The organism is Micromonospora sp. CA-249363, from assembly GCF_050950185.1.
Lineage (GTDB): Bacteria > Actinomycetota > Actinomycetes > Mycobacteriales > Micromonosporaceae > Micromonospora.
This window is the reverse complement of record NZ_CP192020.1, coordinates 4,581,462-4,603,593: the sequence shown is the minus strand read 5'-3', so window position 1 is coordinate 4,603,593 and position 22,132 is coordinate 4,581,462. Positions and strand designations below refer to the sequence as shown.

Here is a 22,132-nt window from a genome sequence, read left to right as displayed (position 1 = left end):
CTCGGTTACCCGGGACCGACACCCGGTTTCGGGAGGTGGTCCCATCCGGCGTGGTCAGCGAGGTGCTGGAGGCAGCGCCGGGCTGTCGAGCCAGGCGGCGAACAGGTTGTCCAAGGGCTCGCGGGCGAAGCGTTGGGCGTGCATCCGGAACTGCTCGGTCGTCACCGTCGAGTGTGCGTGCTCGGCGACCCAGGCTCGCAGCAGCGCGAAGAACGATTCGTCGCCGACGTTCTTCCGCAGGGCGTGCACCGTGAGCGCGCCACGCTTGTAGACCAGCGGGTCGAACATCCGGTCGACGCCGGGGTCGGCGACGACGACGTTGCGCGGGCGGGCCGCGACCCACGCGTACCACTGTGCGGCGAGGGCGTCTGTCGACAGGTCACCGCAGACACCGGACCACAGCCACTCGGCGTACGTGGCGAAACCTTCGTTGAGCCAGATGTGCCGCCAGTCCGCCACCGTGAGGCTGTTGCCGAACCACTGGTGGGCCAGTTCGTGCACGACAAGGCGCTCGTGCGTGCGCCGCCCGTCGACGTGGTTTCGGCCGAAGACGGCCATGCCCTGCGCTTCGACGGGATCGTCGAGGTCGTCGTCGGCGACGACGACGACGTACTCCCGGAAGGGGTACGGCCCGAAGAGCCGCTGCAGCGCCGACATGATCTCGCCGTGTCGGCCGAAGTCGTGCGCGACGTTCCCGCGCAGCGCCGGCGGGATCGCGGCGCGCTGCACCACCGCACCGGCAGCCAGGTCCACCACCTCGTAGCGTCCGATCTGGACGCTCATCAGGTACGGCGAGGTGGGTTCGCGCCGCTCGTACACCCAGGTCGTGCCGCTCGCGCCCCGTTGCTGGAGCACGAGATCACCGGTCACCAGCACCATGTACGGAGAGGGTGCCGTGACCGCGACCCGGAAGGTGGCCTTGGCGGCGGGCTGGTCATCGCAGGGGAACCAGGACGGTGATCCGTTCGGCTGGCTGGCGACGAGCACCCCGTCGGTGAGTTCCTCCCACCCGAGTTCGCCCCATCGGCCGGAGATGGGCATCGGCTTGCCCGCGTACCGGATCTGCACCCGGAAGGTGTCTCCGGCGTCGATCGGCCGCTCGGGTTTGATCTGCAGTTTGCCTGGCCGGTGCAGGTACTTCGCCGGACGCCCGTCCACCTGGACGTCGTGGACGCGGAACCGACCGAGGTCGAGAGTGAATCGTGAGAGCGTCTGCACGGCCGCCGCGGTGATGTCGGCCCGGCCCGCGAGACGGTTCGACACGACCCGGTAGTCGAGGTCGAGGTCGTAGTGCCGTACCTGGTAGCCGCCGTTGCCGTGCTCGGGCAGGTACGAGTCGTGGGAGCTGTCGGCACCGGGCGTGGCACCGCGCAACGTCGACGCCTTCGGGTTCATGCCGGCCGCGAAGCGGGCGCAGGCCAGGTCATGATCGGATTACCCCACCATCGGGTGTCGGTCGGCACGGCGTCGCCGCGGGTCACCAGGGAACCGGGCCCAACCGTGGTCCGCGCCCCGATGCTCGCACCCGGCAGAACGATGCCGTGCGGACCCAGCGCGGCTCCCGCGCCCAGTGTCACCTCGTCCATGCTCATCACACGATCATGGAACAGGTGGGTTTGCACCACACAACCGCGGTTCACCGTCGCGCCGTCGCCGAGGCGCACCAGGTCGTACTCGGGCAGCCAGTAGGTCTCCAACCAGACACCCCGGCCGATCTTCGCACCGAGCGTACGCAGCCACGCTGTGAGCAGTGGCGTGCCGGTTGCGAAACGGACCAGCCACGGCGCGGCCAGAACCTCGACGAACGTGTCGGCGAGCTCGTTGCGCCACACGAAGGAGGTCCACAGCGCGCGCTCGGCGACCCGGAAGCGTCCGACCAGCAGCCACTTCGCGGCCGTGGCGATGGCGGCGGCGGCGATCGCCGCGGCCAGCAGCACCGGCCCGGCCGCCGCCGCCGCAGCCCACCAACCGGCAGCCCGCCAGACAAACGCGAGTATGGCCAGGACGCCGACCGCCAGGGCGCCTGCGCACATCACCGGAACGATCCGGCACAGCTCGATCGCGGCACGGGCCAGCTTCAGCCGGACCGGCGGCTCGAAGGTACGGCTGTTGTCGGCGGCCTCGACGGTCCGGCGCAGCGGCATCGGCGGCGCGCCGAGCCACGACGAGCCCTTCTTCGCCTTGAAGGGCGCCGACGACAACACCCCGACAAGCCCACGCTTGGGCACCGAACGCCCGGGGGCCGCCATTCCGGAGTTGCCGAGGAATGCCTGCTTACCGATGCGGGCTGGGGCGATGCGCAGCCATCCATGGCTCAGCTCGTAGGTGGCGACCATGGTGTCGTCGGCCAGGAAGGCCCCGTCGGCGACGGTGGTCATCGCCGGCACCGCGAGCACCGTGGATGCCTCCACCCCGCGCCCCACCCTCGCGCCCAGCAGCCGCAACCACACAGGTGTGAAGAGGCTGGCGTAGAGCGGGAACAACCCGACCCGGGCCATCCCCATCAGCCGCTCGGTTGCCCAGACCTGCCACGCCACCCGCCCCTGCACGGGGTAATACCCGGCGCAAAGACCGATGCTCAGTGCCCGGACGGCTCCGAGTACCAGCAGCGCATAGCCCGCGACGTAGGCGACGGAAGCCAGCGCGACGGCGGCCAGCACCGTGCCGACCGTCGGTCGGACGGCGAGCGTCCAACCGAGCATTGCAAGCGCGGGCAGGGCCGCCACGACCGGAACCAGCCCCAGCAACTGGGCGGTGATCCCGTAGGCGAACGGCCAGAGGCGTGCCCCCATCCGATTTCGAGGGGCACGTTGCCCGGGCCACCCGTCCGAATCCTCGCCAGCGGCGGCGGCCGGTGAGCCGGCCCAGTGGTGGTTCGCCGGCACGGCCCCGGCCACCGTCGACCCCGCAGCGACCCGGGCGCCCTTACCGATCCGCGCGCCCGGCATCAGGATGCTGCGGGATCCGACCCGGGCGTCCGCACCAACGCGAACCCTGCCGATGCGAACGACGTCGCCGTCCACCCAGTGGCCGGACAGATCGACCTCCGGCTCGATCGCTGCACCGCGGCCGAGTTTCAGCAGACCGGTCACCGGTGGCGCGGAGTGCAGGTCGACGTCGTCGCCGATCCGCGCGCCGAGTGCCCTGGCGTAGGTGATCATCCAGGATGCTCCGGCGACGCTGGTGGCGCCGGTCAGGTCGGCGAGGCGTTCGGCGGCCCACAGCCGCAGGTGCACACCGCCACCGCGCGGGTAGCTGCCGGGCCGTACCCCGCGCAGCAGCAGCCGCGCTCCTGCGGCGGCCACAGCGATCCGGCCGAGAGGGCTAAACAGCAGAAGCCAGCCCAGCGCCACCCACCACCAGGACACGACCGGTGCCCAGGGCGCCGGTGCGAGCAGGGTGAGCACGTTGCCGAGGGCGGCCAGGACGGTCAGCCAGCGCAACCCGACCAGGGCCAGCATCGGCACCATCAACGCGGCCTGGATCAGCCCGGCGCGCCTCGGCGTTGGCCGAACGTCCCGGCGCATCGCCGCGGTGGTGTCGAGCGCGTCGAGCACGGCCGCGAGCCGCGACAGTTTCGGGTGAAGGTAGATGTCGGCCACCGAGACGTGCGGGTGTCGACGCCGGATCCACGCCACCAGCTGCGCCGCGTTCAGGCTGCCGCCGCCGTGGGTGAAGAAGTCCGCGTCCGCCTCGGTGGGGCGTACGCCCAGGATCTCGGCCCAACCGTCGGCGAGCCATTCCTCCGTCGCGGTCAGCTCACCCGCGGTTTCCTGCGGGGTCGCCAACGGCCAGGGCAGCGCGGCGCGGTCCACCTTGCCGGACGTTCGGGTCGGCAGCGCGTCCACCACGGCCAGCAGCGGCACGAGCGCGGCCGGCAGTTGCTCGCGAATCCGCAGTGCCGCCGAAGCGGCATCGAACGTCGCCTCGTCGTGCGGTACCACGTACCCCACCAGCAGCTGGTTGCCCGCGGTGGTGCGGCGCACCGCCGCGGCGGCACCGGCGACGGTGGGCAGCGCTTGCAGTGCAGCGTCGATCTCACCCAGCTCGATTCGGCGTCCGCCGAGTTTCACCTGTTCGTCACCGCGGCCGACGAACAGGAGCCCTTCGGGCTCCGCCCGGACGATGTCACCGCTGCGGTACGCCCGCTGCCAGCCGAGCGCGGGCAGGGCCGCGAACTTCTCGGCGTCCTTTCCCGGGTCCAGGTAGCGGGCGAGCCCGACCCCGCCGATCACCAGCTCGCCGGTCTGACCCATCGCCACCGGGGCACCGGAGGCGTCGACCACGGCGAGCTCCCAGCCGGCCAGCGGCAGCCCGATGCGTACCGGTCCCTCGCCGGTCATTCGTGCGGCGCAGGCGACCACGGTCGCCTCGGTCGGTCCGTACGTGTTCCAGACCTCTCGGCCCTCGACGGCCAGGCGCTGCGCGAGCTCCGGTGGGCAGGCCTCCCCACCGAAGATCAGCAGCCGGACCTCCTCCAGCGCCTCGACCGGCCACAGGGCTGCGAGCGTCGGCACCGTCGACACCACCGAGATGCGCTGCTCGGCCAACCACGGACCGAGGTCGACGCCGCTGCGCACGAGCGACCGCGCGGCCGGCACCAGACACGCGCCGTGCCGCCACGCCAGCCACATCTCCTCGCAGGACGCGTCGAACGCCACCGACAGCCCGGCCAGGACACGGTCTTGCGGGCCGATGGCCTCGCTGGCTTCGTCGGTGAGGAACAGCCGCGCCTCGGCGTCCACGAATGCCGCCGCCGCGCCGTGGCTGACCGCCACACCCTTCGGGGTGCCCGTCGAGCCGGAGGTGAAGATGATCCAGGCGTCGTCGTCCGGACCGGGCCGGCCGATCCGGCCCGCAGGGGTGTGGCGCAGCGACACTGTCAAACCGTCACCGAGCACCGCGACGACCCCGGCCTCGGTGAAGACGAGCTCGGCGCGTTCCTCGGGATCGTCCGCGTCGACCGGCACGTAGGCGGCGCCGGCCGCGAGGACACCGAGGATCGCCAGGTACAGCTCCGTCGTACCGGATGAGATCCGGATGCCCACGCGGTCGCCGACACCGATGCCGTGTTCGGAGAGTGACGTCCGGACGGCCGCGACCTCCTCGACCAAGTCGCGGTACGTCAGCGCCGTGGCGCCGCTGTCGAGCGCCCATGCGTCGGCGTGGATGCGCACGGTGTCGTCGAAGATGTCGACAAGCGTGCGGCGGGCCGCGGCCGGGGTGGATCGGAAGACGGCAGGAATCGTCGATGCGCTGGCTGTCGGCGGTAGCGCGACCACCTGCGGTTCACTCGTCACGGGCACCCGGCGTTCACCATTTTCGTCGTGTGGATCGGCGTCGCCCACGCGTGCGGTATGCGGACCGGCCCTGGGCAGTCCTCAACGCTACGTCGCACCCCGTTGGAGGGACGGGTCAGCAGCCGCTTCGTGTCCACCACCACAGGAATCCGTTGCGCAAAGGTCGAATGGTGCGACGCGTCGCCGGCCAACCACGTACGCGTCTGTGCTCAGGCCGGGTTGTCGCTACGGATGTGCACGGTCCCGTCGCCGGCGCGCAGTTCCTCCGTCACCTGCTTCTCGGTCAGGGCTACCAGGTGCGAGTCGATGCTCGCCCCATCCTTGAGACGCTGGTGCGTCTCGTGAACGAGGGTGGAGATCTCGCCCTCGTCAGCATCCGGGAATCGTTGTTTCAGCGTCTCGACTTGGCGCTCCAACGCGATCTCCGGATCAACGAGACCGTCACTGGCTGCGGGTTCGGTCATCACACACCTCGCACGTCGTCTTCAGCGGCTGCGCGAGTGATGCCCCGAGCATCTACCCGACATTCGTCCGTTTGCCCAAAGTTCACCTTCGGAAGCAGGCGTATCAGCGCTCAAAGCGATCATGCGAATCTTCCTGTAGTGGCTCGAGTCTGGGGCGGAGCATCGGGCTGAGGCGATCGAGGGCTGAGGCTGGGCAACCCGGTCCACGTGCGACTCCGGTCTACCCTTTGGCTGTGTCCGAAGACACCCCGCAGAGCGCGACCGCCGAGCCGGCGCGGCAGCGGTTCGTGGTGTGCGGGGACGGCGCGGTGGCTCGTCGTCTGACCACCGAGCTGGCAGACCGCTACGGCGTCGCGGTCACTGTGGTACTACCGGTGAGCGACAAACACGTATCTGACGTTGCCGACGTCGCCGCGGAGTTCACGACGGCCGAGGGACAGCCGGAGATCGTCACTGCCCGGCGCCTGACGGGGGAGGTGCTCGATCAGGCTGGGGTCCGGGAGGCCGCCGCCGTGGCGTTCGTCGGTGCCGACGATGTGATGAACGTGGATGCCGCCATGATCACGCGGGAGTTGGCCCCGGAGGTCCGGCTCGTGGTGCGACTCTTCAACCCCGTGCTCGGCGAGGGCGTTGCCGCGATGCTCGGGGACTGCGCCGTGCTCTCCGGATCGGAGATTGCCGCACCGGCGTTCGTCGCCGCCACGCTCGGAGACGCCACGCCGACGTACCTGCGGCTGCCCGAGGGGGAGCTTCTGCGTACGGCGATGCGCAGTGACGTCGACCCGGCCGAGGCGGATGTGGTGTGCGGCCTGGCCCGCACGACCGGCCCTGAGCCGGTCGTCCTTCCGGCGGATCAGGATTCGGCCGACCTGGTGTTGGTCCGCGCCTACGGGCGGCCCCGCGTGCAGCCTCCGCGACGCCGGCCACGCCTGTTCCGGGCCCTCGGACTGGTGTTCAGCCGCAATCTGCGGCTGGCGTTGGCCGGCACAGCCGCGTTGCTCACCGCCGCCAGCGTCCTGCTGGCGTACACCCGCAGTGTGAATCTCGCGGAAGCCTTCTACCTGGCGCTGTTGACCACGATGGGAGGCGCCGAGGCCGATTCGGGCGCTGCGCTCATCGAAAAGGTGACCGCGGTGGTGCTGGTGACCACCGGAGTGGCGCTCCTTCCGACCGTCACCGCCCTGGTGGTGGACTCGCTGGTGCGCGCCCGGCTCGCGGTCGCCGCCGGCGGCATGACCGAGTCGATAGATGACCACGTCGTCCTCGTGGGGCTCGGCAACATCGGCACCCGGGTGCTCGAGGAACTGCACGCTTTCGGCATCCCCGTCGTCGCCGTCGACCGGACGGAGTCCGCGCGCGGCATCGGTGTCGCCCGTGAGCTGGGCCTGCCGGTGATCGTCGGCGACGCTACCCGCCTCGAGACGTTACGAGCCGCTTCCGTACACACCTGCCGCGCCTTGGTGGTGTTGACCGCCGACGACGTCACCAACCTGGAGACCGCCCTGTCCGGGCGGTCGGTGCATGAGACGGACCAGGGCCGGCCGGAGGCAACCAGAGCCCCGTTGCGGGTGGTGCTACGGCTGTTCGACGACGGCTTCGCGAAGCGTACGCAGCGCATTCTGGGTATCAACGAGTCACGCAGCGTGTCGTCCCTGGCGGCGCCGGCGTTCGCGGCCGCCATGGTGGGCCGGCAGGTCATCGACACCGTCTCGGTCGGTCGCCGGGTGCTGCTGGTGGCCGAACTCCCGGTCGGCGCCGGGTCCGAACTCGAGGGCCGGTACTACGGCGATGTCACCCGGCCCGGCGGAGTGTGGGTGATCGCGATGCGGACCGGACGGGCGGGACAGACCATCTGGTCGTTGCCGGAACGCCGGCCACTGGTCCGCACCGACCGGTTGATCGTGCTGGCCACGCGCGCCGGTCTCGCCGCACTGCTGCCTCGCACCGTACCCAGCCCCGACGCCAGGCCATTGCCCGACGTATCGCCTCTGCGGCTGCTCGCGCCCGCACCACGAGATGCCGGGTGAAGGGTTCGTTCTACGCGTCGCCGCTGCGGATCTGAACCGCCTGGCCGTTGCTAGGTAGTCACAGGCTTCATGGACGCGAGTGAAAGCTTGGCTGGTCCACGTCCGCAAGCCGCTGTCGACGCGTCCCGATCTGCATTGCAGGGCGACGTCCGGGACGACATGCCGCCAGTGGCTTGCGGGTCTGGTCATCGCGCACCTCGCATGTCGTCATGTGTCTCTGCGGGCGGTGCTCCGAACGTCGACGCGACATTCGGTTGTTCGCGCAACGTTCACCATCGCGCACCTGCCTCAGCGCGCGCCTGCTGGGATGTTGATAGGCATCAACTAGCCAGCGTCTGGTTTGGTGCACATGATCATTTTGGTGGTCTTTACGCTGGCGCTGCTTGGCGGGACAACCTGGACGGCGCTGCAGCAACCACTGGCCCGCAATCCCACGTTCCACCACCGGCTGACCGGGGTGCTTCTGGCGCTGAGCCTGACGGCAGTCGCGGGGCTGGTTGTGGCCGGGTTCGTGGCCTGACCGTGCCCGGATGAACATTCGCGCCAACGGATCATTCGACAGTCGCATAGCCTGTACCTGACGACTCGGGACACATCAGGCGACGCAAGGCAGCGCGATGGCCGGCGCCATGGTCGACGTCGACACCAGGGCGTCGCATCCAGCGCTCCCATCGGACAGGTTTGTCGGACCCATCGACCTGGCAAAGGATCGAGCAAGCTGCCTAACGGCCTTCGGCCGATGGGCGAGCGCCGGCCCTGAGGGCTTCGAGTGCTGCGGCATGCATGGGAGCGCTACGCGCGAATAGAGCTGGCCCGGGGGTGGGCCTTGCCTGCCCGTCGAGCCCGCTATAGCGTCCGCCCGCCTCCTCGACAATGAGCGAGGTAGCTGCGTAGTCCCACACCTGTCCTCGAGCCTGGATTGCGAGGTCCAGCTGCCCGCTCGCCACCAGTAGCGCGGCGTGGGTGCTCCATGGCACGGTCGATGTCATGATGCTCAGCGGCGCTATCAACTCGCGTTCCGCCGGGACCAGTTCGTCGTCGGTGGGGATCACCCCGAGTCGACTTCCGCGTAAGGCATCCCGTCTATCAGCGTCGACCGTGATCCGTCGCTCGTCGTCGGTCCGGAGAAGTCCGCTCGGAAAGCTCCGCCGCCCCGCTGCGCCCACCAGATGCTCCCTTGAGCGGGTACCGCTGCCACGCCGACGACGACCTCGCCAGCCTCTTCCAACGCGACGAGCACCAGCCAACGGTCATCACCAGCGATGAACAGAGCGGTCCCGTCGATCGGGTCAACGATCCAACGGCGACTGCCCCGACCGCTCTGTCCTTCCTCCTCGCCGAGGACGGCATCGTCGGGCCGCGCATCGGCCAACACCTTCCGAATAGCCGCTTCGACAGCGCGATCAGCTTCCGTCACCACGCTGCCGTCCGACTTCAGCTCCCTGGGCAGCTGAGCGAGGGTGGCAAAGTACTTCAGACCCACTGCGGCGCCGGCAAGAGCAGCACGATGCGCGAGCAATAGATCATTTTCCATGATCACCATTATGCCTAGGGCGCGCCCAAACACGCGTAGCCAGCCGGATGTGCACCGGCATCTCTAGGATCATCGCCGCCATCGGCAATCGTGGGCGTGGGTTTCGCCGCTGCGAGATCAGCCAGGGCGGCGCTGCTTGCGGTGGCTGCGCCTGCGGTGGGCAAGTGGTTCAGGGCCCCACTGAACAACGGGGCCGTGGCGGGGTCGGACAGCATTCCGATGCTCCCGGCCGAGGCTTCGGTTCTGTTGACCGCTGTCCTACCTAAAGCATCGCATCCATTGCCGATCAGGCAGACACCCGCTACGACCCCGAGATCAGGTTGGAAGACTCATTGCGGACGAGGTCGCAGCGAGGGATGCCCCAAGGAGGGACCGGATGGGGCGGTGGCAGCCGCCCCGGCGGAACGGTCGACGGCAAACGGCGGGTGAATGTCGGACGTCAACCGACGTTCCCGGACAGTCGCCGGTCATCGGCTTGCGGTGTCGGCTCTTACCGGGCTGACCTGGGCGTACGCGATCACTGCAAACGATCCTGATAGTGGGCTGATGTTCGCCTTCCGGTGACCCGGACGGCCGGTCGATCTTCGTACGGTGTCCGCGCCGTCCGCTGGACGTCGCGAAGGTCGAGGAGAGATTCGTGTCCGTCACCCCCACTGTCCGGTCACCCGAGGCGATTCGCACCGTCGTCGCGCAGCAGAGGACGGCGGCGAAGCCATCCGTCGGGGTGCTCGACGAGATCGCGCGGCACGCCCGTCGGTCACCGGACCGGCCGGCGCTGCGGGACGACACCGGCGTGCTCGGCTACGCGGACCTTGTGCGGCGGATCGACGTGTTGGCCACGGCGCTGCGGTCGCAGGGTGTCGGCACGGCCGACCTGGTCGGCGTCTGCCTGCCCCGGGGCCGCGACGCCATCGTGGCGATGCTGGCGGTGCTCCGCGCCGGTGCTGGCTACCTGCCGCTGGACCCAACCTATCCGCCAGCCCGCCTGGCGTTGATGGTCGCCGACGCCCGACCCGCCCTGGTGCTCACCGACCAGGACCAGGTGAACCTACCGGCCGGCACACCGCAGCTCGCCATCAGCGCCGACTCGACAGATGAAGGCGACGGATCGGTCACCGTGGCGACGCCGGCCCCCGAGGACCCCGCGTACGTCATCTTCACCTCGGGCTCCACGGGCCGTCCGAAGGGCGTGAGCGTGCCTCGACGGGCATTCGAGCACTTCTGCCGGATGGCCCGGGAGCATTACGACCTGCGGCCCGATGACCGGGTACTCCAGTTCGCCTCCCTCAGCTTCGATGCCAGCGTCGAGGAGATCTTCCCGCCGCTGACCGCCGGGGCGACCGTCGTGATCCGTGACGAAGAAGCGATCAGCAGCCCTCATCGGTTACTGGAGCACTGCGCCCGGCACGGAATCACCGTGCTGGACCTGCCCACCGCGTACTGGCACGAGGTGGTCGCAGCGATCGACAGGGGCGAGGCGTCGCTGCCGTCCGGCGTTCGGCTGGTGATCATCGGTGGCGAGGCGGCGCAGGCCGACGCGGTCGCCCGCTGGCAGTCCCAGGTGGGCGCCGGGGTCCGGCTGCTCAACACCTACGGCCCGACCGAGGCGACCGTCGTGGCTACCTGCGCCGACCTGACGGGGTGGTTCGGTGCAGGGCCGGTCCCGATCGGCCGCCCCCTGTCTGGAGTGACCTGCGCCGTCGTCGATCCCGAGGGCCTTCCGGTGGCCCCGGGCGAGCCCGGGGAACTACGCATCGGCGGGCCGGGTGTGGCCACTGGCTATCTGCACCGGCCGGAGTTGACCGCCGAGCGCTTCCCGGTCGACGGTGACGGGCGGGTCACCTACGCCACCGGCGACCGGGTCCGCGAGCTGCCCGATGGCCAGTTGGTCTACCTGGGCCGCCTTGACGAGCAAGTGAAGATCCGCGGGTTCCGGGTGGAGCTGGGGGAGATCGAGGCGGCGGTCCGTCGGCTGACCGAGGTCTCCGACGCGGTGGTGCTCGTTGACCAGAGCACCGGAAAGCCCCGGCTGGTGGCACACCTGGTGACCAACGGCGCCACTGTCGACGCCGTCGACGTGCGCCGCCGCCTCGGCATCGACCTGCCCACGCACCTGGTGCCGGCGGCGGTCCTCGCACACCGTGCGTTCCCTCTCACGGCCCAGGGCAAGGTGGACCGCGGGGCGCTGGCCCGGCTGCCGCTGCCCACCTCCACAAGCCCTGGCACCCCCGGCCCTGCCGGGTGCACCGACGACATGTCGGTGACCATGGCCGGCCGGTGGAGCGAGCTACTCGGCGTGCCGGTCGAGCCGAACGACGACCTGTTCGCCCTGGGCGCGGACTCACTCGACGCGATCCGTCTGCTCAGCAGGGTGCGCCTGGACCACGGCGTCGATGTGACGCTCACCCAGCTCTACGCCGCGTCGACGCCGACCCGGCTCGCCTCGCTGATCCGTACCCGGGCAATGGCCGCCCCTGCGGACCCGCCTGCCTCCGTCGTCACCGTGGAAGCCGACGGCGCGGTGCAGTTGCCCCTCGCCGGGCTGCAACAGGACTTCTGGATCGCCGAGCAGGTCTGCGCCGACCTGCCCGCACACACACTGGGCATCCGCTACCTGCTGCCCACCGGGACCCGCACCGACCTGCTCGCGGCGAGCCTGGACGACGTCGCGCGGCAGCATCCGGCCCTACGTTCCCGGGTGCCCGTGGTCGACGGCGACCCGCGACTGCGGGTCGAGCCGGCCGGCCGGCTGCCGCTGGTCGAGGTGGACCTGCGCGATGTTGAGGTGACGCAGCGCGCGCAGCGTGCCGCAGAGACCCGTGACCGAGCCGTGCGCGAGCCGTTCGACCTGGCCGCCGGACCGTTGGCGCGTGCCCTGCTGATCCGCGACGGGTCGACGGACGAACTCCTGCTCGTCGTGCATCACCTGGTCTTCGACGGATGGTCGGTCAGCGTGTTCGGTGACGAGCTGGCGCAGCGGTACGCCCAGCGGATCACGCGTACCGGCGCCTCCGACACCGCACCGTCCGACAGCGCCCCCGCCGCGCCGACGGCGCTGGCCGACCTGGTCCGCTCGCGCGTCGAGGGCGCGGCCGATCCGGCATTGGCGGACTACTGGCGCAGGCGCTTCGCCGACGCGGATCTTGACCTGGAGCTACCCGCTGACCGTCCGCGCCCGCCGGTGCGCTCGTTCGCGGCCGGCCGTGTGTCCCGGCGGGTCGAGCCGGCCCTGCTCGACGCCTTGCGCGGCTACGGACGGACCCACCAGGCCAGCCTCTTCATGGTGCTGCTCGCCGGCTTGCAGACCACGCTTTCGCGCTACACCGGGCGAACCGACGTGACAGTGCTGGCACCGGCCGCCGGCCGCAACCGGCCGGAGCTGGAGAGCGTCATCGGCGCGGCCCTGAACATCCTGCCGATGCGCGGCGACGTCAGCGGCGAGCCCACCTTCACCGAGCTGTTGGGACGGGTCCGCGCGACCGTCCTGGCCGACCTGGACCACCAGAACCTGCCGTTGCCACAGATCATCGCGGCCACGGGGCGGCCGGCGTCGGCCAACCGCAACCGGCTTACCGGGGTCATGCTCACCGTGCACAACACGCCGGTGCCCACCCCCGCCGGCCTGCGGTACGCGGGCGAGGTGGCGCCGGCCGCGACAATGGTGGACCTCGCCGTCGGTCTGGACTTCCCGCTGGACGGCCCGGTGCTCAGCATCGACTACGCCACCGAACTGTTCGACGCGCAACGGGTCGACGCCCTGCTGGACCATCTGCTCACCCTGCTGACCGCCGCCGTCGCGACGCCGGACACCCCAGTCACCCGGCTGCCGATGCTGACCGCCGCCGAGACCGGGCGGATCCTGCACGATTGGAACGACAGCGCCGCGCCGCTGCCGGACGCCACCGCGTTGCACCAACTCTTCGAGCGGGTTGCGGCGGAGCGCCCGGAGGCCCCCGCCCTGACCTGGCGAGACGAGACGATCACCTACGCCGAGTTGAACCGCCGGGCGAACGGGCTGGCCCGGGTGCTGCGCGCCGACGGAGTGCTGCCGGGCAGCAGGGTGGCGATCTGCCTGGACCGGGGCGTCGAGCTGTTCGTCGCCATGTGGGCGGTGCTCAAGGCCGGTGGCGCCTACGTGCCACTGGACCCGGCGTACCCGGCCGACCGGCTGCGCTACATGATCGACGACAGCCGCGCTGGCGTCCTGGTCACCCGCTCGGACCTGGCCACCGCACCGGCCGCCGGAACGCCGACGCGAGTGCTCGCCCTGGACCGCGACGCCGACCGGATCACCGCCGCCGACGACGACGATCTCGCACTGGTCACCTCCGGTGCCGATCCCGCGTACGTCATCTACACCTCCGGCTCCACCGGCCGCGCCAAAGGGGTGGTGGTCAGCCACCACAACCTGGTGCACGCCGCCGCGATGTGGCAGCGGGCCTACCACCTCGCACCTGGCTGGACCTACCAGCAGGCGGCCAGCTTCTCCTTCGACATGTTCGTCGGGGAGACACTGCGGGCGCACTGCACCGGCGGTCGACTGGTGGTGGTGCCCCGGGAGACCCTGCTCGACCCCGCCGCCCTGTACGCGCTGATGCGCGCGGAACGGGTGGAGTGCACCGAGTTGGTCCCGGCGGTGCTGCGCACCCTGTTGGCGTACGCGGCCGAGGCGGGGGAACGGCTGGACTTCGTCCGGCTGCTCATCGGTGGCGGCGAGAAGTGGCACGTGCGGGAGTACCGGCAGGCGTGTGACCTGGTCGGCCCGCACGGGCGGGTCGTCAACGCCTATGGCGTCACCGAGGTCAGCGTGGACAACGTCTACTTCGACGGCGACGTCGACGCGTTGCCCGACGAGGCGCCGCTGCCGATCGGCCGGCCGTTCCCCAACAACCGCGTGTACGTGCTGGACACGAACCGGCAGCCGGTACCGGTGGGGGTGGTCGGCGAGCTGTACCTCGGTGGGGTCGGGGTGGCCACCGGCTACCACGAGCGACCCGAGTTGACCGCCGAGCGTTTCGTCACCGACCCGTACGCCCCGGCCGACGCTGGCGCCCCGGCGCGGATGTACCGCACCGGCGACGGCGCGCGCTTTCGCCCGGATGGCACCGTGGACTTCCTCGGCCGCCTCGACGACCAGGTCAAGGTCAATGGCTACCGGGTGGAACTGGGCGAGATCGAGGCGACAATCGCCGCTCTGCCCGACGTGCTGGCGTGCGCGGCCACGGTCCATGAGGGATCGAACCGGTTGGCCCGGCTGATCGCCTACCTGGTGCCCCGGCCCGGTGTGACGCTCGACGACCTGGCGATCCGCGACGCGGTGGCGGCGAGCCTGCCCGCGCACATGGTGCCGGCCCGACTGCTGACCCTGCCCGCGTTACCGCTGACCCCCAACGGCAAGCTCGACCGGCGGGCGCTGCCCGCACCGCCGGAGATCGACGCCGACGCCACCGGCACACCCCCGCGCACCGACACCGAGCGGAGAATCGCCGACGCCTGGTGCGCCGAGCTGGGCCGCGCCGCCGTCGGCATCGACGACAGCTTCTTCGCCCTCGGTGGGGACTCGTTCGCCGCGCTGCGGCTGGTCCGCCGGATCGATTCCGGTGTGGCGCTGGTGGAGCTGTACCAGCACCCCACCGTCCGCGCACTGGCCGCGCTGCTCGACGAACGGGCCGCCGGCACGGTTCGACCTGACAGCCTGCTGCACCGGCTCACCCCGGCCGACGCCGACCTGTCCACCGGCGGGATGACGATCGTCGCGGTGCCGTACTCCGGCGGCAGCGCGATCTCCTACCAGCCGCTGGCCAACGCGCTGCCCACCGGCTGGGCCCTGTACGCCGTGGAACTGCCCGGTCACGACCGCAGCCGCCCGGAGCAGGCGCCGCAGCCGGGCGCCGAGGTAGCCGAGCGGGTGCTAGCCGAGCTGCGGGACATCGCCGGCCCGGTGCTGCTCTACGGGCACTGCCTGGGCACCGCGGTCACCCTCCAGATCGCCCGGCGGGCCGAGGAGGAGGGTGTGGACCTGCGCGGGGTGGGACTGGGAGCCAGCTTCCCCACCGCCCGGCTTCCCGGCCGGCTGTTCGACTGGTTCTACCGGCTGGTGCCGACCGACCGGTTCACCTCGGACCGGGAGTATCTGTCGTACCTGCGGGCCCGCGGCGGCTTCACCGACCTGACGGACCCGGCTGACGAGGCGTTCGTGCTGCGCAATGTGCGGCACGACGCGCGGGACGCGGAGGAGTTCTACACCGCCGCGTACCGCGATCCGGACCATCCGCGCCTGCGCGCGCCGGTGCTCAGCGTGATCGGGGAGCGGGACCGGGTCACCGAGCTGTACCAGGAACGCCACCAGGAGTGGACGCACGTGGCCGAGCGGGTCGACCTGGTGGTCCTGCCCCGGGCCGGGCACTTCTTCGTGCGTACCCACGCGGTGGCTCTGGCCGAGGCTCTGGTGGCGCACGCCTCGCGGACGGTCGTGTCGGCGGACATCGCGTCGGTGCCTGCCGCCACGCCCGCGCCGACCGGCGGGCCGGCGCGGCGCGGACCGGCGCCCAGCCTGGCGCGGTTCGCGGCGGTCGCGCTCGGACAGTTCGTCTCGATGGTCGGCAGCGGCCTGAGCACGCTGGTGCTGAGCATCTGGGTCTACCAGCAGACCGGCGCGATCACCGACTTCGCAGTGGTCAGCGCGGTCGGCATGCTGCCGGGCATCCTCGCCGGGCCCGTCGCCGGCGCGGTCGCCGACCGGTGGGACCGGCGACGGGTGATGCTGACCAGCGACGCCGTCGCGGCAGCTGCCATGGTCGCACTGGTGCTGCTGGTCACCGTCGGCGGCGGGCTCCGGCTGTGGCAGATCTACCTGGCCGTGTCGATCACCTCGCTGGCCGGCGCGTTCCAACGCCCGGCCTACCTGGCGGCGGTGGCGCAGCTCGTGCCCAAGCGTTACCTGGGCCACGCCAACGGCATCAGCCAACTCGGCGTGGGCGTCGGTCTGGTCTTCGCCCCGATGCTCGGCGCCGGCCTGATCGGCGTCATCGGCATCCGCGGCGTGATCCTCATCGACGTGGCGACGTTCTGCGTCGGCGCGCTCACCCTGCTGCTGGTCCGCTTCCCCGACCGGCTCTTCCGCCGCCGGGAGGAGACCTTCCGCACCGAGGTGGCCAACGGCTGGCGCTATATCGCCCGCCGACCCGGCCTGCGGGCCGCGCTGCGGTTCTTCGTCATCGACCACGCCTTCTACACCCTCGGCTTCGCCGTGATCACCCCGATGCTGCTCATCGAGCAGTCCTCGGTGGCGCTCGGCCTCGCGCTGTCCGCCGGCGGGATGGGTGGCCTGCTCGGCAGCCTCACCATGGGCCTTTGGGGCGGCACCCCACGGCGGGCCACCGGAATGATCCTGTTCATGGGGGTGGCCAGCATCGGGATGGCCGTAGTGGGCATCGGGGTCAACCCGGTCTTCGCGGTGGTCGGCATGTTCGCCCTCACCTTCGCCGAGTCCCTGATCGACGGGCACTGGATCGCGCTGATCCAGACCAAGGTCGGCTTCGACCTCCAGGGGCGGGTCCTGTCGATCTTCATCACCGTGATGATGCTGACCATGCCTCTGGGCTACCTGGTGGTCGGTCCGCTTGCCGACCACTACGTGCAACCGCTGCTGGAGCCGGGCGGCGCGCTTGCCGACACGGCCGGCTCGGTGCTCGGCACCGGGCCGGGCCGCGGTCTTGCCCTGCTCGTCGTGCTCAGTGGGCTGCTCCAGCTCGGCTGGGCGGTCCGGGGCTGGTGCAACCCCACCCTGCGGCTGATCGAGGACGACCTGCCCGACGCCCTGCCGCCCGCCGAGATCGGCGACCGGGACGACCTCCAGCGGCAAGCCGACGCCCAGCTCGCCGCCGTCGCCCGGTCCTGACCCCGACCATTTCCTCTTCACCCTAGGAGCAGCATGTCCATGGTCAGTCTGGCGCCTGTCGACGCGCCCACCGACGCCTTCGGCACCCCACTGATCGAGGGGGCCGGCCTGGTGCCCGGCGTCCGCGTCCTGATCAAGGACGAGACCCGGTACGCCTCCGGCAGCCACAAGGAGCCGGCCGCCCGTGCAGTGGTGGCCCGCGCCGTCGCCGAGGGACGCACCGAGGTGGTTGTCGCCACCTGCGGCAACTACGGCCGGGCGATGGCAATGGCCTGCCGGGCGGCCGAATTGACCTGCACGGTCGTACTGCCCGCCGGGTGGAGTGACGGCGGGCAGTTCATGAGCGCCGCAGGCGCCCGTGTGCACCTGGTCGAGGGCAGCTACGAGGACGCCGTCGACGAATCCCGCCGGCTGGCCCGTGCGCCGGGTGCGGTCGACGGCAACGTGGACGGCCCGTACGTGGACGCGGTCTTCGACGGGCACGGTGTGGTGGTCGCGGCGTTGGGCGCTGCACTCGACGAGCCTCCGGCACAGCTCTGGATCCCGGTCGGCAACGGCACCACGGTCATCGCGGTGCACAGGCGACTAGTCGACTGGGGCTGGCCGACGGTGCTGCAGGGCGTCTGTTCAGCGGGGAACAACCCGGTGGTGACCAGCTGGCCGGGCCCCTACCGGATGCTCCCGTCCGACGGGGTCACCACCACCGACCACAACCAGCCACTCGTCAACTGGCACGCCCTGCAGGGTCCGCAGGCGATGGCTGCCATCGCCGACACCGGCGGCGCGGTGCACGGAGTCGACGACGACCAGCTCCAGCACGCCCGGGACCTGCTCGCTGGCTACGGCGCGTACCCCACCGCGGCCGGTGCGGTCGCCCTCGCCGGGCTGCTGGCCTGCGCGAAAGCGCCGGACGGGCTGTCCGCCGGCACCCACGTCGTGCTGCTCAGCGGACGCTGAGCGCCCCGCCCTACCTGGAGACTTTCGGATGACGATCACCGCACCGCCCGCCGCTGTCCGGCTGCCCGCCCCGGTCGCCGACGGACCCACGATGCTGTTTCGCCGCGGACGGGTGAGCCGCGCCGACGAGCGCATCTTCGTCGGTAAACTGGTGGTGCTCGCGGTGTTGACCGCCGCCGGCGCCGCCTTGGCCCTGCGTCCCGAACCCGTCGCGATCGTGGCCGGTGTGCTGCTGCTCGCCGCGATGTACACGCACGCGGTGGAGTTGCAGCACCAGTGCCTGCACCACTCGGCGTTCCGCCGTTCGTCGCCGCACCGGCTCGTCGGTGTCCCGTTGGGTCTCCCCTTGCTGGTGGTCTACTCGCACTACCGGGTGCGGCACCTCCAACACCACCGCTACCTGGGGACGCCGCAGGACACCGAGTTCTTCGGCTTCGACACCCGCCGGCCGTTGACCCTCTGGGTGCTCGTGCGCGGTCTGCTTGACTACCCGCGGCTCGGCCGCGTCGGGTGGGACATGCTGCGCGCTGCCACCGGGCGCTGGCGCTACGCCCACGGTGACCTCGCTCCGGCCATGCGACGGCGCATCGTCACCGAACACCTGCTGCTGGGCGTGGTGCTGCTGGCCGCCGCGGGACTGGCGGCGACCGGGTACGGGGCGTACCCGCTGCGGCTGTGGGTGCTGCCGCTGCTGGTGGCGGTGCCCCTGCACTTTCTCGTCGAGTTGCCCGAGCATCTGCTCTGCGACACCGACACGACCGACGTGCTACGCAACACCCGCTCGATCCGGGGCAGCTGGTTGAGCACCTGGTTCACCAACGGCAACAACCTGCACATCGAGCACCATGCAGCGATGAGCGTGCCGATCAACCAGCTGCCGGCCCGGCACGAGGAGACCCGACGGTACGGCCAGCACGTGCAGCGCACCTACGCCGAGTTCTACCGGCTGCTCTGGCAGGCGATGCGGCCCCGGGCGGCCATCCGACGAAACGGCAACGGTCTGCGCGGCGAGTAGCTGACGCTCGATCACTGGCGCGATGCGCGGCCCGGGCCTGGGAAGAGGCGTGAGCCGCCCGATCCCAGGCGCGCGCTGGTCTGATCGACCTCGTCGAAGGCTTGCGCCATCCCGCTGACGCAGCTCGCCGTGGGGCTATCACGCAGGGAAGCCCCCAGGAAACGCGCAACGGTCCCACCGTCAGCCTCCCAGACATCGCCGTCGCTGCGAACGTGAACCGTCTCGTCGCCCCCGCGCACATCCTCTGTGACCCGTTCCTCGGTCATGGCGACCAGGTGTGCGCCGACAGTGTCTGTGGCTGAGCCGGACGGTGGCCGCCGCGTTGATCACGGCCGCGGTCGTGATCCGACCGTGACCGGGTGAACATTCGCCCCTGCGGATCGACTGCCCGTCTTCCAGCCCTTAACCTGACAACTCTGGAAACATCAGGTGACGGAAGGTAGCGCGATGGCCGGCGCCACGGTCGACGTCGACACCAGCTCGGACGGCACCCTTGTCATACGGCCACGCGGCCTGCTCGACGCCGACGACGCGGTCGACCTGCGCCACATCGTCGTGCGGGTCATCCGGCATGAGCGGCCGATGCGTCTGGTCGTCGACCTGCGCGAGGTCTACGGACTCGACCCCATCAACATCGGCACATTCGCTGCCGCCTGTGATCTCGGCGATGACCAGCACGTCGCCGTCTTCCTGGACTACCCGTCGAGCGCCATCGCCACACAGTTGGTGACCGCGGGCGTTCCCATCCACCGCCTGCGGCACATCGGCGCCGGCCACGACTAAGCAGAATTGACGTTATCGCGGTGCTGGACGCCCTTGCTCTCACGCCTTTTGGCGGCCCTGAGCAGTGGCGCGAAACGTATCAGCGATCAGCCAGAGCGGCCAGCGAGCGGTCGGCGAGGATCGCCACGCCTCGACGGTCTGCGACGGAGTCTCAACCTGTCAGAGCGCCCCGCCGCCCGGCACCGGTCCCGCTCATCAGTCCACGGCGTCGGGAGATCGAGCTACCGGTCGATCAGCACTCGGCCGCGTGGCGGCCATCGCTGCGGACGGCTGAGCCGAGGTAGACGCCTTATCCGGCCTGCATCGCCCCCTCCGCGTATCGTTCTCATGACCCGGGCGCTGGTCTTGGCGTAGGACTGCCAGCAGCCGGCGCTGCCGCCAAGACTGAGGCGATCCGGCCGTTGGGTGGCTCAGTTGACGCGGAACGTGGTGAGCACTGCGGCGTGGTCGGATGACCAGGCGTTGGCGGACGGCTTGGACTGGGACGGGGTACCCGTCCACAATGCATCGGAGGACAGGACGGTGAGCGGACCTCGGTAGTGAATGAAGTCGATACGGTCCTGAGGCTCCGGGTCGCCGCGGTGGGAGTCGTAGCCGTATCCGCCGGTGAAGGTCTTGTAGACCGGGGACCAGGTGTTGCCCGGATCCCGGGCCGGGTCGGGTCGGGCCTGGCGGTAGGAGTCGACCATGCCGGCGTTGGCGGGTGCCGTGGAGGTGGGCCAGGCAACGGCGCCGTAGCCGCAGCGGGAGTTCGTGGCCGTCCAGTCCAGGTGTGACGGGGCGTTGAAGTCGCCGGTCAGTAGGACCGGCGTGGTCGCAGACGCGGCCAGGTCGGCTTTCATCGCGGTGAGGATGCTGTTGATCTGGCCGGTGCGGCCGGAAGAGGCTTCCCGGCTGATTAACTGCTGCACGCTCAGGCGGCCGAAACAGGCGTCGTAAGGGCCGTATGGGGTGTAGCCGAGATGCGCGCTCCAGAGACGGAGGCTGCGCGAGCCCAGGTTGATCGTGGCGGCGACGGCCGAGCCGGCCACGGTGGGCGTGGTAGCGGTGATCGGGTAGCGGCTCAGCACCGCGGTGTCCGCGTCCTGGAAGTACGACCAGCCGAGCGCGGCGGCGAGCGTACGGGCGGCACCGCCCTCGTTCTCCTGAATGCCGACCACGTCGACGTCACCTTCGAGAAGGAACGTGAGCTCCTTCTCCAGCCCATTCGAGACCGCCGTGCCGCCGTGCCACAGGTTCCAACTCAGCGCCCGTAGCTGCGGGACGAGCGCGCCGGACTGAACGCGGATGGTCACCGTGGCGGTGGTAGTGCCCGCGGCGGTGGTGGCGCGCAGGCCGAGCGTCGTGGTGCCTGCTGTGGGCGGCGTGCCGGTGATCGCGCCAGTGGCGGAGACCGTCGCCCACGAGGGTCCGGAGGTCTTGGCGACAGTCAGGCCGCTGGTGTCGCCGCGCACGAGGCCGCCGACCGTTGCCGAATAGGCGGTGCCGACCTTGGCGTTGCGCAGCGTGAACGCAGCGGTGGGGAAGTGCGGGGCGCCGGTAGCGGTCAGCCGTATCGGAACCGGCTGGGCCAGCCAGGTGTACCCGTCGTTGTACAGGTAGTAGAGGATGTACGTACCCGGGGTGAGGCCTGCGGTGGGCAGCGTGCCGGAGCCGCTTGCCGACGGTGTGTAGACCCACGTGGTGGACGGGCCGACGTATTTTTCCTGGACGGGTCCGTTGCCGGGGTCAGCGTAGAGCCCCACCCAGTTGGTCGCGGTGGGGCGCGGCGTCGTGTAGCTGAACCGGATGTCGGACCCGATCGTGACCGAAACTGCCGCGACGGTCACGGTGCCATCAGATGCGGCCAGAGCGGGCCGAGCAGGCGAGAGGAGCACCGAGGTAGCGGTGAGGACGGCCGTCGCCAAGGCCAGCAATTGACGCATCAGAACTCCAGAGATCGAAGAGCGGCCATTTCGCTGATCATCGCTGTCAGGTTCTGACCGCAGATGGCCGCACTCGAACAACTGGTGAAAACACAGCCGAACAACAAGCTCACCGGATCCGGTCAAGCAGGACGACAAGCCGCGCCGCAACGCAACTGCCGAGCGACAGGTTGCCGGAGGCCATCCTCCTAGGAGGATGCTGTACGCGCCGTGCGCAAGCCAGCAAT

Annotated in this window: 12 protein-coding genes; 6 read left to right on the top strand and 6 right to left on the bottom strand. The window is 70.5% G+C overall.

Features of this window, described 5'->3' with window-relative positions; all coding sequences use genetic code 11:
• Positions 1 to 54: 54 nt before the first annotated feature.
• The 3 genes from ACQPZK_RS20685 to ACQPZK_RS20675 form a co-directional block, all read right to left on the bottom strand.
• Positions 55 to 1,395: a M1 family metallopeptidase gene (locus ACQPZK_RS20685; RefSeq protein ID WP_433534590.1), complete on the bottom strand. Its 1,341-nt coding sequence runs from the start codon at positions 1,393 to 1,395 to the stop codon at positions 55 to 57.
• On the bottom strand, positions 1,392 to 5,300 hold the full coding sequence (locus tag ACQPZK_RS20680) for a Pls/PosA family non-ribosomal peptide synthetase (RefSeq protein ID WP_433534589.1): 3,909 nt from the start codon (positions 5,298 to 5,300) through the stop codon (positions 1,392 to 1,394). The genes ACQPZK_RS20685 and ACQPZK_RS20680 overlap by 4 nt, the downstream gene beginning before the upstream one ends.
• A gap of 209 nt (positions 5,301 to 5,509) precedes the next feature.
• Positions 5,510 to 5,764: a three-helix bundle dimerization domain-containing protein gene (locus tag ACQPZK_RS20675; RefSeq protein ID WP_433534588.1), complete on the bottom strand. Its 255-nt coding sequence runs from the start codon at positions 5,762 to 5,764 to the stop codon at positions 5,510 to 5,512.
• Positions 5,765 to 5,997: 233 nt separating this feature from the next.
• Between ACQPZK_RS20675 and ACQPZK_RS20670 the strand changes: the two genes are divergently transcribed.
• Positions 5,998 to 7,791: an NAD-binding protein gene (locus tag ACQPZK_RS20670; protein WP_433534587.1), complete on the top strand. Its 1,794-nt coding sequence runs from the start codon at positions 5,998 to 6,000 to the stop codon at positions 7,789 to 7,791.
• Between the two features lie 343 nt (positions 7,792 to 8,134).
• Positions 8,135 to 8,311, top strand: coding sequence for a hypothetical protein (locus ACQPZK_RS20665; protein ID WP_433534586.1), 177 nt, complete (start codon positions 8,135 to 8,137; stop codon positions 8,309 to 8,311).
• Positions 8,312 to 8,513: 202 nt separating this feature from the next.
• Here the strand turns inward: ACQPZK_RS20665 and ACQPZK_RS20660 are convergent, their stop codons facing one another.
• Together ACQPZK_RS20660 and ACQPZK_RS20655 are read right to left on the bottom strand one after the other, a co-directional pair.
• A complete protein-coding gene (locus tag ACQPZK_RS20660; RefSeq protein ID WP_433539255.1) occupies positions 8,514 to 8,780 on the bottom strand; it encodes an inositol monophosphatase family protein in 267 nt (88 codons plus the stop codon).
• A 59-nt stretch (positions 8,781 to 8,839) separates the two neighbouring features.
• Positions 8,840 to 9,325, bottom strand: a complete 486-nt coding sequence (locus tag ACQPZK_RS20655) for an inositol monophosphatase family protein (RefSeq protein WP_433534585.1) — start codon at positions 9,323 to 9,325, stop codon at positions 8,840 to 8,842.
• 637 nt (positions 9,326 to 9,962) lie between these two features.
• Here ACQPZK_RS20655 and ACQPZK_RS20650 point away from each other — a divergent pair.
• From ACQPZK_RS20650 to ACQPZK_RS20635, 4 genes are all read left to right on the top strand, one after another.
• Positions 9,963 to 17,225 carry an amino acid adenylation domain-containing protein gene (locus ACQPZK_RS20650; RefSeq protein ID WP_433534584.1) on the top strand — a complete coding sequence of 2,421 codons (7,263 nt, stop codon included), beginning with the start codon at positions 9,963 to 9,965 and terminating at the stop codon, positions 17,223 to 17,225.
• A 33-nt stretch (positions 17,226 to 17,258) separates the two neighbouring features.
• Positions 17,259 to 18,182 carry a pyridoxal-phosphate dependent enzyme gene (locus ACQPZK_RS20645; protein ID WP_433534583.1) on the top strand — a complete coding sequence of 308 codons (924 nt, stop codon included), beginning with the start codon at positions 17,259 to 17,261 and terminating at the stop codon, positions 18,180 to 18,182.
• 28 nt (positions 18,183 to 18,210) lie between these two features.
• Positions 18,211 to 19,197, top strand: a complete 987-nt coding sequence (locus ACQPZK_RS20640; RefSeq protein WP_433534582.1) for a fatty acid desaturase family protein — start codon at positions 18,211 to 18,213, stop codon at positions 19,195 to 19,197.
• A gap of 447 nt (positions 19,198 to 19,644) precedes the next feature.
• A complete protein-coding gene (locus ACQPZK_RS20635) occupies positions 19,645 to 19,980 on the top strand; it encodes a hypothetical protein (RefSeq protein WP_433534581.1) in 336 nt (111 codons plus the stop codon).
• Between the two features lie 410 nt (positions 19,981 to 20,390).
• On the opposite strand, the gene ACQPZK_RS20630 is transcribed toward ACQPZK_RS20635, so the two are convergent.
• Positions 20,391 to 21,905 (bottom strand): endonuclease/exonuclease/phosphatase family protein, encoded by a 1,515-nt coding sequence (locus ACQPZK_RS20630; protein ID WP_433534580.1) that lies wholly within the window; start codon positions 21,903 to 21,905, stop codon positions 20,391 to 20,393.
• Positions 21,906 to 22,132: the final 227 nt, after the last annotated feature.

Coding starts and splice junctions, on each gene's coding strand:
- ACQPZK_RS20685 (WP_433534590.1), bottom strand. CDS start 1,395: ATGAACCCGAAGGCGTCGACGTTGCGCGGTGCCACGCCCGGTGCCGAC.
- ACQPZK_RS20675 (WP_433534588.1), bottom strand. CDS start 5,764: ATGACCGAACCCGCAGCCAGTGACGGTCTCGTTGATCCGGAGATCGCG.
- ACQPZK_RS20660 (WP_433539255.1), bottom strand. CDS start 8,780: ATGACATCGACCGTGCCATGGAGCACCCACGCCGCGCTACTGGTGGCG.
- ACQPZK_RS20655 (WP_433534585.1), bottom strand. CDS start 9,325: ATGGAAAATGATCTATTGCTCGCGCATCGTGCTGCTCTTGCCGGCGCC.
- ACQPZK_RS20645 (WP_433534583.1), top strand. CDS start 17,259: ATGTCCATGGTCAGTCTGGCGCCTGTCGACGCGCCCACCGACGCCTTC.
- ACQPZK_RS20640 (WP_433534582.1), top strand. CDS start 18,211: ATGACGATCACCGCACCGCCCGCCGCTGTCCGGCTGCCCGCCCCGGTC.
- ACQPZK_RS20635 (WP_433534581.1), top strand. CDS start 19,645: ATGGCCGGCGCCACGGTCGACGTCGACACCAGCTCGGACGGCACCCTT.
- ACQPZK_RS20630 (WP_433534580.1), bottom strand. CDS start 21,905: ATGCGTCAATTGCTGGCCTTGGCGACGGCCGTCCTCACCGCTACCTCG.